15 protein-coding genes are annotated in these 16670 nt (G+C 56.7%); 10 read left to right on the top strand and 5 right to left on the bottom strand.

Translation table 11 applies throughout. From position 1 onward, the window contains the following. The first annotated feature begins 35 nt into the window (after positions 1-35). Positions 36-971, top strand: a complete 936-nt coding sequence (locus BMW97_RS18980) for a LysR family transcriptional regulator (protein ID WP_045909363.1) — start codon at positions 36-38, stop codon at positions 969-971. Positions 972-1005: 34 nt separating this feature from the next. Here BMW97_RS18980 and gyrB read toward each other — a convergent pair whose 3' ends face one another. From gyrB to dnaA, 4 genes are read right to left on the bottom strand one after another with little or no spacing between them, the layout of a single operon-like run. After that, the gene (gene gyrB / locus BMW97_RS18975; protein ID WP_045909362.1) at positions 1006-3417 is read right to left on the bottom strand and encodes a DNA topoisomerase (ATP-hydrolyzing) subunit B; all 2412 of its coding nucleotides are present in this window, start codon (positions 3415-3417) and stop codon (positions 1006-1008) included. Positions 3418-3445: 28 nt separating this feature from the next. After that, positions 3446-4519: a DNA replication/repair protein RecF gene (gene recF, locus BMW97_RS18970; RefSeq protein ID WP_045909361.1), complete on the bottom strand. Its 1074-nt coding sequence runs from the start codon at positions 4517-4519 to the stop codon at positions 3446-3448. After that, positions 4519-5619: a DNA polymerase III subunit beta gene (gene dnaN / locus BMW97_RS18965; RefSeq protein ID WP_008500170.1), complete on the bottom strand. Its 1101-nt coding sequence runs from the start codon at positions 5617-5619 to the stop codon at positions 4519-4521. Before dnaN ends, recF begins: the two co-directional genes overlap by 1 nt. Positions 5620-5623: 4 nt before the next feature. Then, the gene (gene dnaA / locus BMW97_RS18960) at positions 5624-7018 is read right to left on the bottom strand and encodes a chromosomal replication initiator protein DnaA (RefSeq protein ID WP_039267117.1); all 1395 of its coding nucleotides are present in this window, start codon (positions 7016-7018) and stop codon (positions 5624-5626) included. Between the two features lie 599 nt (positions 7019-7617). Here dnaA and rpmH point away from each other — a divergent pair. The 9 genes from rpmH (at position 7618) to BMW97_RS18910 (ending at position 15137) form a co-directional block, all read left to right on the top strand. After that, positions 7618-7758: a 50S ribosomal protein L34 gene (gene rpmH / locus BMW97_RS18950; protein ID WP_000831330.1), complete on the top strand. Its 141-nt coding sequence runs from the start codon at positions 7618-7620 to the stop codon at positions 7756-7758. A 16-nt stretch (positions 7759-7774) separates the two neighbouring features. Then, positions 7775-8134: a ribonuclease P protein component gene (gene rnpA, locus BMW97_RS18945; RefSeq protein WP_024907873.1), complete on the top strand. Its 360-nt coding sequence runs from the start codon at positions 7775-7777 to the stop codon at positions 8132-8134. Then, positions 8098-8355 (top strand): membrane protein insertion efficiency factor YidD, encoded by a 258-nt coding sequence (yidD, locus tag BMW97_RS18940; RefSeq protein ID WP_090393077.1) that lies wholly within the window; start codon positions 8098-8100, stop codon positions 8353-8355. The genes rnpA and yidD overlap by 37 nt, the downstream gene beginning before the upstream one ends. A 2-nt stretch (positions 8356-8357) precedes the next feature. Next, positions 8358-10001 (top strand): membrane protein insertase YidC, encoded by a 1644-nt coding sequence (gene yidC / locus BMW97_RS18935; protein WP_023617679.1) that lies wholly within the window; start codon positions 8358-8360, stop codon positions 9999-10001. 72 nt (positions 10002-10073) lie between these two features. After that, a complete protein-coding gene (gene mnmE, locus BMW97_RS18930; protein ID WP_045909360.1) occupies positions 10074-11438 on the top strand; it encodes a tRNA uridine-5-carboxymethylaminomethyl(34) synthesis GTPase MnmE in 1365 nt (454 codons plus the stop codon). Positions 11439-11549: 111 nt separating this feature from the next. Next, entirely contained in the window at positions 11550-12725 is a 1176-nt protein-coding gene (locus tag BMW97_RS18925) for an MFS transporter (protein WP_090393075.1), read from the top strand. Then, on the top strand, positions 12694-13665 hold the full coding sequence (gene yidZ, locus BMW97_RS18920) for an HTH-type transcriptional regulator YidZ (protein ID WP_045909359.1): 972 nt from the start codon (positions 12694-12696) through the stop codon (positions 13663-13665). Before BMW97_RS18925 ends, yidZ begins: the two co-directional genes overlap by 32 nt. Positions 13666-13787: 122 nt before the next feature. After that, positions 13788-14534 (top strand): 4'-phosphopantetheinyl transferase family protein, encoded by a 747-nt coding sequence (locus BMW97_RS18915; RefSeq protein WP_045909358.1) that lies wholly within the window; start codon positions 13788-13790, stop codon positions 14532-14534. A gap of 36 nt (positions 14535-14570) precedes the next feature. Further along, complete coding sequence (locus BMW97_RS18910) at positions 14571-15137, top strand: NADPH-dependent FMN reductase (protein ID WP_014833835.1); 567 nt, start codon at positions 14571-14573, stop codon at positions 15135-15137. Positions 15138-15228: 91 nt separating this feature from the next. Here BMW97_RS18910 and adeP read toward each other — a convergent pair whose 3' ends face one another. Further along, the gene (gene adeP, locus BMW97_RS18905) at positions 15229-16566 is read right to left on the bottom strand and encodes an adenine permease AdeP (protein ID WP_021242668.1); all 1338 of its coding nucleotides are present in this window, start codon (positions 16564-16566) and stop codon (positions 15229-15231) included. Between the last annotated feature and the right edge of the window lie 104 nt (positions 16567-16670).

Here is a 16670-nt window from a genome sequence, read left to right as displayed (position 1 = left end):
TTTTCTCTTTATTGATGCCTGAATGGATACAATCCATGACCGATACGCTGAAAGATATTCCTGTTTTTGTCGCTGCCGTGGAGGCAGGAAGCTTTGCACAGGCCGCAGTTCGCCTGCACCTGTCGCGCTCGGCGGTGGGAAAAAGCATTGCTCGCCTTGAGGAACGCCTCGGAGTACGGCTCTTTCAGCGCACCACACGCAGCCAGCGGCTGACCGATAACGGCGCCCTGTTCTACGAGCGCTGTCTGCGCGCGCTGGAGGAGATTCGGGGCGCAGAGTCGCTGCTTGAAACAGGGAAACAGCAGGTCAGCGGCCGCCTGCGCGTTGCCATGCCGGTACTGTTTGGCCGCCAGTGCGTCGCGCCGCTGTTGATTGAACTGGCGCAGGAACACCCTGGGCTTGAGCTTGAAATGTCGTTCAGCGACCGTGTGGTGGATCTGGTGGAGGAAGGGTTTGATATGGCGGTGCGTAACGGCACGCTGCAGGACAGCAGCGTGCTGGTCGCCAGAAAGCTGGGGGAACACCGCATGGTGCTATGTGCCGCGCCGGATTATCTGCAGAAGAAAGGCCAGCCGCAAAGCGTGGCTGATTTACCCCATCATACGGCGATTAACTATCTGCGCGCAGGCAGAGTCCTCTCCTGGCAGCTGATGGATAATGAAGGGACCTCGCACAGCTTTACTCCTCGTTCATCACTCAATATGGATGATTTGCAGGCCATATGCGACGCGGCGTTGACCGGGCACGGCATTGCCTGGCTCCCCTGCTGGATGGCCATTAAAGAAATCCATCAGGGAAAACTCGTCCCGCTCCTGAAGCAGGCGCCGGATGTCCATTTTGACGTCCATGCGGTCTGGCAGCAGACGCCGCATCTGCCGCTGAGGGTAAGAATGGCCATAGACACGCTGGCGAGCCGTTTACCGTCCGTGATGTCGCTGGATATGCCTGCGCCCATAAAAAAGCCGCGCTAAAAGCGCGGCCAGTTATCGTGCGGTATAACGTCGATTAAATATCGATATTTGCCGCTTTCAGGGCGTTCTCTTCGATGAAGGCACGACGTGGTTCAACCGCATCGCCCATCAGGGTGGTGAACAGCTGGTCTGCAGCAATCGCGTCCTTAACGGTAACGCGCAGCATGCGACGGCTTTCCGGATCCATGGTGGTTTCCCACAGCTGCTCCGGGTTCATTTCGCCCAGACCTTTATAGCGCTGGATCGCGAGGCCGCGACGGGACTCTTTCACCAGCCAGTCCAGCGCCTGCTCGAAGCTGGCTACCGGCTGACGACGTTCGCCACGTTCGATGAACGCATCGTCTTCGATCAGGCCGCGCAGCTTCTCGCCGAGCGTGCAGATGCGACGGTATTCCGGACCGGTCACAAATTCGTGCTCCAGCGGGTAGTCGGTATCGACGCCGTGGGTACGCACGCGAACGATCGGCTCGAACTGATGATCGGCGTTCTGCTGAACATCGCATTTCCACTGGCTGCCGTGCTGCTCTTTCTCGTTCAGATCGGTCACCAGGGCGTTCACCCAGCGGGTGACGGTCTGCTCGTTGCTCAGATCGGCTTCGGTCAGGGTTGGCTGATAAACCAGCTCCTTCAGCAGCGTTTTCGGATAACGGCGTTCCATACGCGTAATCATTTTCTGCGTGGCGTTGAACTCGGACACCAGACGCTCCAGCGGCTCTCCGGCCAGTGCAGGAGCGTGCGAGTTCGCGTGCAGGGTTGCGCCATCAAGTGCGATCGCGATTTGGTACTGATCCATCGCTTCGTCATCTTTGATGTACTGTTCCTGCTTGCCTTTCTTCACTTTGTACAGCGGCGGCTGGGCAATGTAGACGTGGCCACGTTCAACGATTTCAGGCATCTGACGATAGAAGAAGGTCAACAGCAGCGTACGAATGTGCGAGCCGTCGACGTCCGCATCGGTCATGATGATGATGCTGTGGTAGCGCAGTTTGTCCGGGTTGTACTCGTCACGGCCGATGCCGCAGCCCAGCGCGGTGATGAGCGTCGCCACTTCCTGAGAAGAGAGCATCTTGTCGAAGCGCGCCTTCTCAACGTTGAGGATTTTACCCTTCAGCGGCAGGATAGCCTGGTTCTTACGGTTACGGCCCTGCTTCGCAGAACCGCCCGCGGAGTCCCCTTCCACAAGGTACAGTTCGGACAGCGCCGGGTCGCGTTCCTGGCAGTCAGCCAGCTTGCCCGGCAGGCCGGCTAAGTCCAGCGCGCCTTTACGACGGGTCATTTCACGGGCTTTACGCGCTGCTTCACGGGCACGCGCCGCATCGATAATTTTGCCCACCACGATTTTCGCGTCGGACGGGTTTTCCAGCAGGTATTCGCTCAGCAGTTCATTCATCTGCTGCTCAACCGCTGATTTCACCTCAGAAGAGACCAGCTTGTCTTTGGTCTGTGAGGAGAACTTCGGATCCGGCACCTTCACGGAGACAACGGCAATCAGGCCTTCACGGGCATCGTCACCGGTGGCGCTGACTTTCGCTTTCTTGCTGTAGCCTTCTTTGTCCATGTAGGCGTTCAGGGTACGGGTCATCGCCGCACGGAAGCCTGCAAGGTGAGTACCACCGTCACGCTGTGGAATGTTGTTGGTGAAGCAGTAGATGTTTTCCTGGAAACCGTCGTTCCACTGCAGCGCCACTTCCACGCCGATACCGTCTTTTTCGGTGGAGAAGTAGAAGATATTCGGGTGAATAGGCGTTTTGTTCTTGTTCAGATACTCAACGAACGCCTTGATACCGCCTTCGTAGTGGAAGTGGTCTTCTTTGTTGTCACGCTTGTCGCGCAGGCGAATCGAGACGCCGGAGTTCAGGAACGACAGTTCACGCAGGCGTTTCGCCAGAATGTCGTACTCAAACTCGGTGACGTTGGTGAAGGTTTCGAGGCTCGGCCAGAAACGCACCATGGTACCGGTTTTGTCGGTGTCGCCCGTAACGGCCAGCGGTGCCTGCGGCACGCCGTGCGTATAAAGCTGACGGTGGATTTTGCCTTCGCGCTGGATAACCAGCTCCAGCTTCTGCGACAGGGCGTTTACTACCGAAACACCCACGCCGTGCAGGCCGCCGGAAACTTTATAGGAGTTATCGTCGAACTTACCGCCTGCGTGCAGGACGGTCATGATCACTTCCGCCGCAGAGACGCCCTCTTCCGGGTGAATACCGGTTGGGATGCCACGACCGTCATCGGTGACGGAGACGGAGTTATCCGCATGGATGGTGACCACGATGTCTTTACAGTGACCCGCGAGCGCTTCGTCGATAGCGTTATCTACCACCTCGAATACCATGTGGTGCAGACCGGTGCCGTCATCCGTGTCGCCGATATACATACCCGGGCGCTTACGCACCGCATCCAGCCCTTTCAGGACTTTGATACTGGAGGAGTCATAAGAATTCGACATCAACGTTTCTCGCTCATTTCAACTTGGGTTAATCCGTTATTTTACCCTTTTCCACGGTAAACATCTTCGAATTTTCGTCCGACATGTCTATAACGTGTTCAGCGCTTATCGCGCTGACGAAAACCTGCGACTGCGTGGCTTTTAAGCGGCTGGCAAGCAGCCCGCGCCGCGCGTCGTCAAGTTCCGAGGCAAAATCATCTATCAGGTACAGGCAGCGTCGCCCGCTCTCGCGGGTAAGAAACTCCCCCTGTGCCAGGCGTAGCGCACACATCAGGAGCTTGAGCTGCCCGCGCGACAGCGTGTCTTCCACCGGCGCACCGTCAGCACGAATGCGGAAATCCGCCTTGTGCGGGCCGTGCGCGGTGTAGGTCAACATGCGGTCGCGCTCGAAGCTTCTCTCTAACACGTCGGCATAGTCCGTCTCTTTCTCCCAGCCGCGCTGGAAGGAGAAGGAGAGAGAGAATTCAGGTAAAAACTGTTTGCAGGTGTCGGCCATGTCTTCGGCGATACCTGCGCTGTATTCGGCACGCCAGCGGCTGATCTGTTCCGCGAGAGGAATTAACTCCATGTCCCACGGACGCAGCTGGGCGTAGCGCGTCACCTGGCGCAGCGCGGCGTTACGCTGCTTGAGCAGACGCTTCAGGTTGCTCCAGGCGTTAAAGAATCCGGCTTCGTTGTGAAAGCATCCCCAGTCGAGGAACGCTCTTCTGTATTTGGGGCCGCCGTTGAGTAAAGTAAACCCCTCGGGCGTTATCAGCTGCATCGGCATCAGCAGCGCCAGCTCGGCCACCTTGTGACCGTCGGTACCATCGATGCGCACCTTGCTGTCGCCCTGCTTGTCTTTGGTCAGGCCGATGGCGGTTTCCCGCTCCTCGCCCTGTAAACGCCCGTGCAGAACAAAGGATTCCTGCTCGTGGCGAATGACGCGACCAATCTGCAAACTGCGAAACGCCCGGCCGTGGCCGAGCGTATAGATGGCTTCCAGCACGCTGGTTTTGCCGCTGCCATTCGCGCCAACCAGGAAGTTAAAGCCAGGGGATAAAGCGAGATCCGCGCTCTCGATGTTGCGAAAGTCGCGGATCAACAGACGGGTGAGCGACATTACAGTCTCATTGGCATGACAACATAGGCAGCCGACTGTGATGCGGCATCTTCAATCTGTACGCTCGAAACGGAGTCGGTCAGCAGGATGCGCACGTTCTCGCATTTCAGCGCATTCAGCACATCCAGCACGTAGCTAACGTTGAAGCCGATTTCCATCTCAGCGCCGGCGTAGGTGACGTCCAGAATCTCTTCTGCCTCTTCCTGCTCCGGGTTATTGGCGGTGATTTTGATCTGGTTTTCACTCACGTACAGGCGCACGCCGCGGAATTTCTCGTTAGAGAGAATGGCCGCACGCGCAAACGCCTGCTTGAGGCTATCACAACCGGCTTCCAGCGTTTTGTCCGGGTTCTTCGGCAATACGCGGCGATAATCCGGGAAACGGCCGTCAACCAGCTTCGATGTGAAGACAAAGTCGCCCACGTGAGCGCGGATGTTATTGCTGCCGATCTGCACGCGCAGCGGCGTGTCGCCACCGTCGAGCATACGCATCAGCTCAATCACCCCTTTACGCGGCACGATCACCGAATGGTTTGGCAGTGAGTCGCCAATCGGCATGGAACAGACCGCCAGACGGTGGCCGTCGGTCGCCACGGTACGCAGCTCTTCACCTTCGGTTTCGAACAGCATGCCGTTTAAGTAGTAACGAACGTCCTGATGCGCCATGGAGAACTGCGTGGCTTCAATCAGACGCTTCATCGTCGCCTGCGGCAGGGTAAATTCCACTTCGCTCTGCCAGTCGTCCAGGTTCGGGAAGTCCGCAGCAGGGAGCGTGGAGAGCGAGAAACGGCTGCGGCCAGAGCGCACCAGCATACGGTCGCCTTCCAGCTGCACGGCGATTTCCGCGCCTTCCGGCAGCCCGCGGCAGATATCAAAGAATTTACGTGCCGGAACCGTGGTCGCGCCCGCGTCGTGCGGCTGCGTCAGCGTAACGCGCGCGATCATTTCCATTTCCAGATCTGTACCGGTCAGCGACAGCGTACCGTCCGCGACCTGAAGCAGCAGGTTTCCGAGAATAGGCAGCGTTGGGCGGCCGCCTAATGGGCCACTCACCTGTTGCAGCGGTTTTAATAAATGTTCACGTTCAACGGTAAATTTCATAGCGTCACGATGATAATGTTCTGATTAGATTGGAAAAATCTTCTTTTATGTCGTGGCTTTCTTCGCGTAACTGCTCAATCTTGCGACAAGCGTGCAGCACGGTCGTATGGTCACGGCCACCAAACGCATCCCCGATTTCCGGCAGACTGTGGTTGGTTAACTCCTTTGCCAGCGCCATCGCCATCTGACGCGGACGCGCCACCGAGCGGGAACGACGTTTAGACAGTAAATCTGCCACTTTGATCTTGTAGTACTCAGCCACCGTCTTTTGAATATTGTCGATAGTGACCAGTTTTTCCTGCAATGCCAGCAAATCGCGCAGCGCTTCACGCACAAAATCGATGGTGATCGCACGACCGGTGAAGTTGGCATTGGCGATAACGCGGTTCAGTGCCCCCTCCAGCTCACGCACATTGGAGCGCAGACGCTTGGCAATGAAGAACGCCACTTCACCCGGCAGGCGAATGTCGTTTTCATCGGCTTTCTTCATCAGGATCGCGACGCGGGTTTCCAGCTCCGGTGGCTCGATCGCCACGGTCAGGCCCCAGCCGAAGCGGGATTTCAGACGATCTTCAACGCCGTTGATCTCTTTTGGATAACGATCCGAGGTCAAAATGATCTGCTGATTACCTTCCAGCAGGGCGTTGAAGGTGTGGAAAAATTCTTCCTGCGATCGTTCTTTGTTGGCAAAGAACTGAATGTCATCGATCAGCAGCGCATCAACGGAACGATAGTAGCGTTTAAACTCTTCGATCGCATTGTTTTGCAGGGCTTTTACCATGTCCTGAACGAAGCGTTCGGAGTGCATATACACCACTTTGGCATTGGGCTTGCGCGCCATAATGCCGTTGCCCACCGCATGAAGAAGGTGCGTTTTACCCAGACCCGTGCCGCCATAAAGGAACAGCGGGTTGTAGGCCCCACCGGGGTTATCAGCAACCTGGCGAGCCGCCGCGCGCGCCAGCTGGTTCGACTTACCTTCAACGAAGTTATCGAACGTGTGTTTCACGTTTACGTTAGAGCGGTAGGTTGGCTCAGCCGGTGCGGGAACATTATCCCAGCCCTGACGAGCGGGTGCGACGCGAGGGGCCGGAACAGGAGCGGCCTGAGCAGGCGCTGCGACGTTCACGGTTTCACGAACGGTTTGGGTGACCGGCTTTGTACCCACTTCAAAGCGCAGCTGTGGGGCATCAGACCCGCAGAAATCGTTCAGCAGTCCATTGATGTTATTAAGGTATTTGTCCCTTACCCAATCGAGCACAAAACGGTTTGGCGCATACAAAGCCAGCGTGTTATCGCTCAGTTCCGCCTGCAACGGGCGGATCCACATACTGAATTCTGTGGCTGGTAACTCATCCTGCAATCGGGCAAGACACTGCTGCCAAAGCGAAAGTGACACGGCGGACTCCACTCGAACAATAAAAGAAAACTATTGAATATTCATGATTGTTGGCGCACATCGGCATGACCCTGTGTAAAGGGGGACGTGCGAATTGCTATCTGCAATTTATCCTGACCAGGATCCTGGGATCCCGATCGGGACCGCGGATCATAGCCTAAACTGAGCCAGAGATCTTCTGTTTCTCACAGATTCTTCCCGATTTATCCACAGGAAGATCAGAAACCGGTTAAGTGTAAACGATCCTGGCGCGAGTGCCCCACGATTTAGCCCGCATATTGGAAAAATTAATGAGCACAGACAATTTATTGCTTAAATGATCTAACGAAGATCCGGGACGATCCTTGCGCTTTGTCGGTGAGCCCGTATAATCCTCGACCCGGCGCGTGATGCTCATCTTCCTGCGTCGTCCGTTGCTCATTTTCCACGCGAAAACGTGCGGAAATACGCGGGAAATAAGGAAAGAGAATTGACTCCGGAGTGTACAATTATTACAATCCGGCCTCTTTAATCACCCACGCTGAGGCGTTAGTCGTTCGAAACTCGTTCGGGTATACGCAAAAGTCAGTGAATTTATTCAAGTTTAGGTAGAAATCGCCATGAAACGCACTTTTCAACCGTCTGTACTGAAGCGCAACCGTTCTCACGGCTTCCGTGCTCGTATGGCTACTAAAAATGGTCGTCAGGTTCTGGCACGTCGTCGTGCTAAAGGCCGCGCTCGTCTGACCGTTTCCAAGTAATAAAGCTAACCCCTGAGTGGTTAAGCTAGCATTTCCCAGGGAGTTACGTTTGTTAACTCCCGCTCATTTCACTTTCGTCTTCCAGCAGCCACAACGGGCTGGCACGCCGCAAATCACCATCCTCGGCCGCCAAAATTCGCTGGGGCATCCCCGCATCGGTCTCACAGTCGCCAAGAAAAATGTTAAGCGTGCGCATGAACGCAATCGGATTAAACGTCTGACGCGTGAAAGCTTCCGTTTACGTCAGCACGAACTGCCTTCAATGGATTTCGTGGTGGTGGCGAAGAAAGGGGTTGCCGACCTCGATAACCGTGCTCTCTCGGAAGCGTTGGAAAAATTATGGCGCCGCCACTGTCGCCTGGCTCACGGGTCCTGATAGCCCTCATTCGGGTCTATCAACGCCTGATTAGTCCGCTACTCGGGCCGCGCTGCCGTTTCACACCAACATGCTCAAGCTACGGAATTGAGGCATTGCGCAGGTTTGGAGTGATAAAAGGCAGTTGGTTGACGGTGAAACGCGTATTAAAATGCCACCCTTTACACCCAGGTGGAGACGACCCCGTCCCCCCAGGACCCTTTGATACCAGAGAACACTAACGATGGATTCGCAACGCAATCTTCTTATCATCGCTTTGTTGTTCGTGTCTTTCATGATCTGGCAGGCGTGGGAGCAGGATAAAAATCCTCAACCACAACAGCAGGTCACGCAGACAACGACCACCGCAGCGGGTAGCGCCGCCGACCAGGGCGTACCGGCCAGTGGCCAGGGGAAACAGATTACGGTTAAGACCGATGTGCTTGAGCTGACTATCAACACCCGTGGTGGTGATGTTGAGCAGGCGCTGCTGTTAACCTACCCGAAAGAGCTGAAGTCTAACGAACCGTTCCAGTTACTGGAAACCACGCCTGAGTTTATCTACCAGGCGCAGAGCGGCCTGACCGGTCGTGATGGCCCGGATAACCCGGCTAACGGTGCGCGTCCACTGTATAACGTCGAGAACGACACCTTTGTGCTGGCTGATGGTCAGAACGAACTCGTGATCCCGATGACGTATACCGACGCCGCAGGCAACACCTTCACCAAAACCTTCACCCTGAAGCGCGGTGAATATGCGGTGAACGTGGGCTACAGCGTACAGAACGCCAGTGCGAAACCGCTGGAGCTGTCGACCTTTGGCCAGCTGAAGCAGTCCATCAATCTGCCGTCACACCGTGACACCGGAAGCAGCAACTTTGCGCTGCATACCTTCCGTGGCGCGGCGTACTCCACGCCTGATGCGAAGTACGAGAAATACAAATTCGACACCATTGCCGATAACGAAAACCTGAACGTCAGCGCTAAAGGCGGTTGGGTGGCGATGCTGCAGCAGTATTTCGCGACGGCGTGGGTGCCAAATAACGACGGTACCAACAACTTCTACACCGCGAACCTGGGTAACGGTCTTGCCGCCATCGGCTACAAATCTCAGCCGGTTCTGGTACAGCCGGGTCAAACCGGTAAGCTGGCCAGCACCCTGTGGGTCGGCCCGGAAATTCAGGACAAAATGGCCGCTGTTGCGCCACACCTGGATCTGACCGTGGATTACGGCTGGTTGTGGTTCATCTCTCAGCCGCTGTTTAAGCTGCTGAAGTTCATCCACAGCTTCCTGGGTAACTGGGGCTTCTCCATCATCGTTATCACCTTCATCGTTCGTGGCATCATGTACCCGCTGACCAAAGCGCAGTACACCTCCATGGCGAAGATGCGCATGCTGCAACCGAAGATTCAGGCAATGCGTGAGCGTCTGGGCGATGACAAACAGCGTCAGAGCCAGGAGATGATGGCCCTGTATAAAGCAGAGAAAGTGAACCCACTGGGTGGTTGCTTCCCGCTGCTGATTCAGATGCCAATCTTCCTTGCGCTGTACTACATGCTGATGGGTTCCGTTGAGCTGCGCCACGCGCCGTTCGCACTGTGGATCCATGACCTGTCCGCACAGGACCCGTACTACATCCTGCCGATCCTGATGGGCGTGACGATGTTCTTCATCCAGAAGATGTCGCCGACCACCGTGACCGACCCGATGCAGCAGAAGATCATGACCTTTATGCCGGTCATCTTCACCGTGTTCTTCCTGTGGTTCCCGTCAGGTCTGGTGCTGTACTATATCGTCAGCAACCTGGTGACCATTATCCAGCAGCAGCTGATTTACCGTGGTCTGGAAAAACGTGGCCTGCATAGCCGCGAAAAGAAAAAGTCCTGATCCGATAAGTTAACGCTAAAATAAGGGCGGTCAATTGACCGCCTTTTTTATTTGTATTGAACGAGAGCAACCATGAGCCATAACGACACTATCGTCGCCCAGGCAACCCCACCGGGACGCGGTGGTGTAGGCATTCTGCGTATCTCCGGCCTGAAGGCGCGCGAGGTGGCCGAAGCGGTACTGGGTAAGCTGCCAAAGCCGCGCTACGCTGATTACCTGCCGTTTAAAGATGCCGACGGCACGCCGCTGGACCAGGGCATTGCGCTGTGGTTCCCCGGCCCGAACTCCTTTACCGGTGAAGACGTGCTGGAGCTACAGGGCCACGGCGGCCCGGTTATCCTCGACCTGCTGTTAAAACGGATCCTGACCCTGCCGGGCCTGCGCATTGCGAAGCCGGGCGAGTTCTCCGAACGTGCCTTCCTCAACGACAAGCTCGACCTGGCGCAGGCGGAGGCGATTGCTGACCTGATCGACGCCAGCTCCGAGCAGGCGGCCCGCTCCGCCCTGAACTCGCTGCAGGGGGCATTCTCCGCGCGTGTGAATCACCTTGTGGAAGCACTTACTCACCTGCGCATCTACGTGGAAGCGGCTATCGACTTCCCGGATGAGGAGATCGATTTTCTCTCTGACGGTAAAATTGAAACCCAGCTCAACCAGGTGATGGCCGATCTCGACGCCGTTCGCGCCGAAGCGCGCCAGGGCAGCCTGCTGCGCGAAGGGATGAAGGTGGTGATTGCCGGACGCCCTAACGCCGGGAAATCGAGCCTGCTGAACGCCCTGGCGGGCCGTGAAGCGGCAATCGTGACCGACATTGCCGGTACCACTCGCGACGTGCTGCGCGAGCACATCCACATCGACGGCATGCCGCTGCACATCATCGATACCGCCGGTCTGCGCGATGCCAGCGACGAGGTTGAGCGCATCGGTATCGAACGCGCCTGGCAGGAGATCGAGCAGGCCGACCGCGTGCTGTTTATGGTGGACGGCACCACGACCGACGCCGTTGACCCGGCGGAGATCTGGCCGGACTTTATCGCCCGTCTGCCGGCTAAAATGCCGATCACCGTGGTGCGTAACAAAGCGGACGTGACCGGCGAAACGCTCGGTATCAGCGATGTGAATGGTCACTCACTTATTCGCCTGTCGGCGCGGACCGGTGAAGGCGTGGACGACCTGCGTAACCATCTCAAGCAGAGCATGGGCTTTGACACCAGCATGGAAGGCGGCTTCCTCGCGCGTCGCCGTCACCTGCAGGCGCTGGAAGAGGCGGCGAACCATCTCGTTCAGGGTAAAGCGCAGCTGATCGGCGCGTGGGCGGGTGAACTGCTGGCGGAAGAGCTGCGTCTGGCGCAGCAGAATCTGAGCGAGATCACCGGGGAGTTTACGTCGGACGATCTGCTGGGACGGATCTTCTCGAGCTTCTGTATTGGTAAGTAATTCCCGCTAATCCATGGTGATTTCCTCCAGGGAAATCACCATTGTCCAAATGGCAACTCGCTTAATCCCTTTTCACCCCCTATCCTGCATGCCTGCATCTATGGGGGGTTTATGGCGCGTTTTCTGTTTTGTAGTTTCGCATTAGTTCTGCTTTATCCGTCCGGTATTGATATGTATCTGGTGGGATTACCGCATATCGCCCGCGATCTGGGCGCCAGCGAAGCGCAGCTGCATATTGCGTTTTCGGCCTACCTTGCGGGGATGGCGTCGTCGATGGTCTTTGCCGGGAAGATCGCAGATAAAGCAGGCCGTAAGCCTGTCGCTATCGCCGGAGCCATCGTTTTTGCCCTGGCGTCCCTTCTTTGCTCACAGGCGCAAAACAGCACCGTGTTTCTGACCGGGCGCTTTATCCAGGGCATCGGGGCGGGCGGTTGCTACGTGGTGGCGTTTGCCATTTTGCGCGACACCATAAGCGCCCAGCGTCGCGCTAAGGTGCTCTCGATGCTGAACGGTATTACCTGCATCATCCCGGTGCTGGCCCCGGTCGTGGGATATCTGATCATGCTGAAATTCCCGTGGCAGAGCCTGTTCTGGACCATGGCGGCGATGGGCGCGCTGGTGTTTATCCTGTCGATCGCCGTGCTGAAAGAGACCCACCCGGGCTCGCAGAATACCGGCCATACCGCAACCATTCACCCGGCAGAGAAGCTTCTCAACCGCTTTTTCCTCAGCCGTCTGGCCGTGACCACGTTAAGCGTGGCGGTGATCCTGACCTATGTAAACGTTTCCCCGGTGTTGCTGATGGAGACCATGGGCTTCGATCGCGGTGAGTATTCCACGGTGATGGCATTGACCGCTCTGGTCAGTATGGCTGTGTCGTTCTCCACCCCGTTTGCGCTGAATATCTTCCGCCAGCGCACGCTGATGCTGACCTCACAGGTTTTATTCCTCGCCGCAGGCGCGATCCTGGCGACCACCAGCTCACATGCGGTGATGCTGGTGGGCATTACGCTCATTTGTGCCGGGTTCTCGGTTGGCTTTGGCGTGGCGATGAGCCAGGCGCTTGGTCCCTTCTCGCTGCGGGCAGGCGTGGCCAGCTCGGTGCTGGGGATCGCGCAGGTCTGCGGCTCGTCGCTGTGGATTTGGCTGGCGGCGGTCATCGGGCTTAACGCGCTGAATATGCTGATCGGGGTTCTGATTGGCTGTAGCATAGTCTGCATTACCTTACTTATGGTCATCCAGCCCGCGGCGCACTATGAAGAAGCCCATCAGCAGTCTCGATCTTAACCTGTTGCTGTGCCTGCAGCTTTTGCTGCAGGAGCGCAGCGTTACCAAAGCGGCGAAGCGGATGAACGTGACGCCATCAGCGGTGAGCAAATCGCTGGCTAAGCTGCGCGACTGGTTCGATGATCCGCTGTTTGTCAAAACGCCGCTAGGGCTGCTGCCGACGCCGCTGACGGTGAGCCTGGAGCAGGATCTGGCTGACTGGATGCAAATCGGCAACCAGATCCTCGATAAATTCCACCATGACTCTCCGGGCGGGCTGACGTTCGTGCTGGCCGCGGAAACGCCGCTGATGCTGATCCGCTTCAATACCCTGCTGGAGCAGGTGAACCAGCGCTATCCGCAGGCGACGGTGAAAATGCGCCAGTGGGATTACGACTCGCTGGACGCGATTACGCGTGGCGAGGTGGATTTGGGCTTCACCGGGCGTGAAACGCATCCGCGATCCCGCGAGCTGCTTAAGCTGATGCCGTGGTTTATCGACTACGAAATCCTGTTCAGCGACCGCCCCTGCGTCTATCTGCGCGAGGATCATCCGGCGCTTCAGCAAGAGTGGAATCTGGAGACCTTCCTGCGCTATCCCCATATCAGCATCTTCTGGGAACGCAGCGATACCTGGGCGCTGGATGAGGTGCTAAAGGAGATGGGACGCGAGCGCACGATCGCCATGAGCCTGCCGGGCTTCGAACAGGCGATGTTTATGGCGGCGCAGCCCGGCCATCACTATATCGCCACCGCCCCGCACTACTGTCACCACTACAATGAACTCCACCAGCGGAAGCTGATCGCCCTTCCCATTCCGATTGATGAGGAGCAGGCGGAAAAATTGACCGTGCCCTTCACGCTGATCTGGCATAAACGGAACAGCCACAATCCAAAAATCCTCTGGCTGCGGGAGACCATCAAGGCGCTGTACGGTGCGAGCGATCCAATTTTTGCCTAAGAAAATGTAAAGTTCGGTCCTAAGGCTTCTCTTACGCCCATTTACTGATTAAAACAGGAGGCAAGTTAAGCGATAATCATGTAACCGTTTAACCGATTACGACCATTATCAAGGAGCGAAAAATGGCTACGCACTTTGCAAGAGGGATACTGACAGAAGGACGTCTCGTATCGGCAAGAATTTCTTCAGCCTGTCACCGTGAAGCACTCACGCTTCCGGAGCACCGCAGGTCGCGGTTTTTAGCGTCCCGGGCGCTTCTCGCGGAACTGCTGTTTATGCTGTACGGCACCAGCGAGCTGCCGGATATCATAACCCAGCCAGAAGGCCGTCCGGTCTTTGCTGACCCGGATCTCCCTCGTTTTTCCATTGCCTACACGGGCAATATCATTGGCGTCGCGCTGACCACCGAGGGGGACTGTGGGCTCGATATGGAACTTCAGCGTGCGACGCGCAGCTTCCATGGCGCTAATGCGCATGAAGACTATCCGCTCTCCAGCAATGAGAAGCTGTGGGTACGCAACCAGAACGATCCTGTCGAAGCCAGAGCGCAACTCATTACCTTGCGCCAGAGCATTCGTAAGCTCTGCGGATGTGCCTCAGACGACGCCAGCCTGCTGCAGCTATTGCCAGGCTCCGGACGTCTGCGTGCCACGCAGGCCACGCTGGTAGAAGCGCTCTGCGACGCTGAGGATGTGCTCATTTGGTCCATCGCGGTGACCCCCGCCATCGAACGCATGAAAATCTGGGAATTTGACAGTCAACAGGGATGGCGTAGCCTTCCTGATGTGCCCGAGCGCGCCAACGAGCCCGCCGCACGTCTGATGCGATTAACCAGTTTACCGGCAGAAAAAGCATTTACCCTAAGCTGATCCAATCAGGGTCATCATGATGAAACAGGAGTAATCATGTCTGATACGTTGAAAGTCGTTACGTTACTGGGAAGCCTGCGCAAAGGTTCATTTAACGGGATGGTCGCCCGCACGCTGCCACAGCTGGCGCCTGCAGGTATGGAAATTAGCGCCCTGCCGTCTATTGGCGATATTCCGCTGTATGATGCTGACGTACAGCAGGAAGAAGGGTTCCCGCAGAGCGTTGAGGCGCTGGCCGAACAGATCCGCCAGGCTGACGGCGTGGTTATCGTCACGCCAGAGTACAACTACTCTGTACCCGGTGGTCTGAAGAATGCCATCGACTGGCTGTCCCGTTTACCTGAGCAGCCGCTGTCAGGCAAACCGGTGCTGATCCAGACCAGCTCCATGGGCGCGATTGGCGGCGCGCGCTGCCAGTATCACCTGCGTCAGATCCTGGTCTTCCTCGATGCGATGGTGATGAACAAGCCAGAATTTATGGGCGGAGTGATTCAGAACAAGGTCGACCCGCAAACGGGTGAGGTGGTGGATCAGAGCACGCGCGACCATCTCTCTGGCCAACTGACGGCGTTCGGGGATTATATTAAGCGGGTTAAAGCCTGATAAAAAAGCCCGGTGGCGCTAGCGCTTACCGGGCCTACACTCGTCGGTAGGTCAGGTAAGCGAAGCGCCACCTGACACCACAAACCGCACCTTAGTGCGCGTCAATAAACACAATCTTCAGCACAAACAGCAGCGCCACAACGATGACGCACGGGCTGAGGTCGCGGAAACGACCGGTACCGATCTTCATTACGCAGTAAGAGATAAAGCCCAGCGCGATACCTTCGGTAATTGAGAAGCTGAACGGCATCATCACGGCGGTAATAAACGCCGGCACCGCTTCGGTTAAATCATCCCACTTAACGCGAGACAGGCTGGAGGTCATCAGCACCCCCACGTAGATCAGCGCACCCGCTGCAGCGTACGGAGGCACCATGCCCGCCAGCGGCGAAAGGAAGATCACCAGCAGGAACAGAATACCCACCACAACCGCCGTCAGACCAGTACGGCCACCTACAGAAACCCCGGAAGAGGATTCAATGTAAGCGGTAACAGACGAGGTTCCGATAAATGAGCCGGTCACAGAGGAGATACTGTCCACAAACAGCGCCTGCTTCATGCGCGGGAATTTCCCTTTCTCATCAGCCAGACCCGCTTTGTCGGTCACGCCAATCAGCGTACCGGAAGAGTCGAACAGGTTCACCAGCATGAAGGAGAAAATCACGCCCGCCAGGCCCAGGTTCAGGGAACCCGCCAGATCAACATGACCAACAACGGTAGAGACGCTCGGTGGCGCGGAAACGATGCCGTTATAGTGAACGTCGCCCAACATCCAGCCCAGCAGCGTGGTGACCACGATGGACACCAGCACCGCCGCATGAATATTGCGGGAAGCCAGGATCGCGATGATAAAGAAGCCCAGCACGCCCAGCAGCACGTTATGAGAGGTCAGGTGACCGATGCTCACCAGCGTATCCGGGTTCGCCACGATAACACCGGCGTTTTTCAGCCCCATCATCCCGATAAACAGACCGATACCACTGGTAATGCCCACGCGCAGGCTCACGGGGATGTTCGCAATCATCCAGTAACGCACGCGGAAAATGGTCAGCAGCAGCAGGCCAACCGCGCCCCAGAAGATGGCGCCCATACCCACCTGCCACGGCAGACCCATCGCCTGAACCACCACGAAGGCAAAGAACGCATTCAGGCCCATCGCCGGGGCCAGCGCGACCGGCAGGTTAGCGAACACGCCCATCAGAATGCTGCCAAGGGCCGCGATCAGACAGGTTGTTACGAAGACGGCGCTGGTATCCATGCCAGCAACGCCCAGAATTTGAGGGTTAACAAAAACGATATAGACCATCGTCAGGAAGGTGGTGAAACCGGCGATCACTTCGGTGCGTGCCGTCGTGCCGTGCTCGCGCAGTTTAAACACGCGCTCAAGCAGACCCTGACCAGATGTCTGGGTAGTGTGTTGTTGACTCATCATCAATTTCCGAACAAGGAGGGAAAATTCGTCGCTATCCTATACCAAAATGCGACAATAGTGGCGGTTACGTGATACTTTTTTCATTGAATTTGCTTATACGG

It is taken from the genome of Enterobacter sp. NFIX58, from assembly GCF_900110475.1.
GTDB lineage: Bacteria > Pseudomonadota > Gammaproteobacteria > Enterobacterales > Enterobacteriaceae > Enterobacter > Enterobacter quasiroggenkampii.
The sequence above is the reverse complement of the archived record's forward strand: the minus strand, read 5'-3'. Positions and strand labels throughout refer to the sequence as shown.

Bases quoted from the DNA above. Each gene is read 5' to 3' on its own strand.
- BMW97_RS18980 (WP_045909363.1), top strand. From the start codon at position 36: ATGACCGATACGCTGAAAGATATTCCTGTTTTTGTCGCTGCCGTGGAG.
- gyrB (WP_045909362.1), bottom strand. From the start codon at position 3,417: ATGTCGAATTCTTATGACTCCTCCAGTATCAAAGTCCTGAAAGGGCTG.
- recF (WP_045909361.1), bottom strand. From the start codon at position 4,519: ATGTCGCTCACCCGTCTGTTGATCCGCGACTTTCGCAACATCGAGAGC.
- dnaN (WP_008500170.1), bottom strand. From the start codon at position 5,619: ATGAAATTTACCGTTGAACGTGAACATTTATTAAAACCGCTGCAACAG.
- rpmH (WP_000831330.1), top strand. From the start codon at position 7,618: ATGAAACGCACTTTTCAACCGTCTGTACTGAAGCGCAACCGTTCTCAC.
- yidD (WP_090393077.1), top strand. From the start codon at position 8,098: ATGGCGCCGCCACTGTCGCCTGGCTCACGGGTCCTGATAGCCCTCATT.
- yidC (WP_023617679.1), top strand. From the start codon at position 8,358: ATGGATTCGCAACGCAATCTTCTTATCATCGCTTTGTTGTTCGTGTCT.
- mnmE (WP_045909360.1), top strand. From the start codon at position 10,074: ATGAGCCATAACGACACTATCGTCGCCCAGGCAACCCCACCGGGACGC.
- BMW97_RS18925 (WP_090393075.1), top strand. From the start codon at position 11,550: ATGGCGCGTTTTCTGTTTTGTAGTTTCGCATTAGTTCTGCTTTATCCG.
- yidZ (WP_045909359.1), top strand. From the start codon at position 12,694: ATGAAGAAGCCCATCAGCAGTCTCGATCTTAACCTGTTGCTGTGCCTG.
- BMW97_RS18915 (WP_045909358.1), top strand. From the start codon at position 13,788: ATGGCTACGCACTTTGCAAGAGGGATACTGACAGAAGGACGTCTCGTA.
- BMW97_RS18910 (WP_014833835.1), top strand. From the start codon at position 14,571: ATGTCTGATACGTTGAAAGTCGTTACGTTACTGGGAAGCCTGCGCAAA.
- adeP (WP_021242668.1), bottom strand. From the start codon at position 16,566: ATGAGTCAACAACACACTACCCAGACATCTGGTCAGGGTCTGCTTGAG.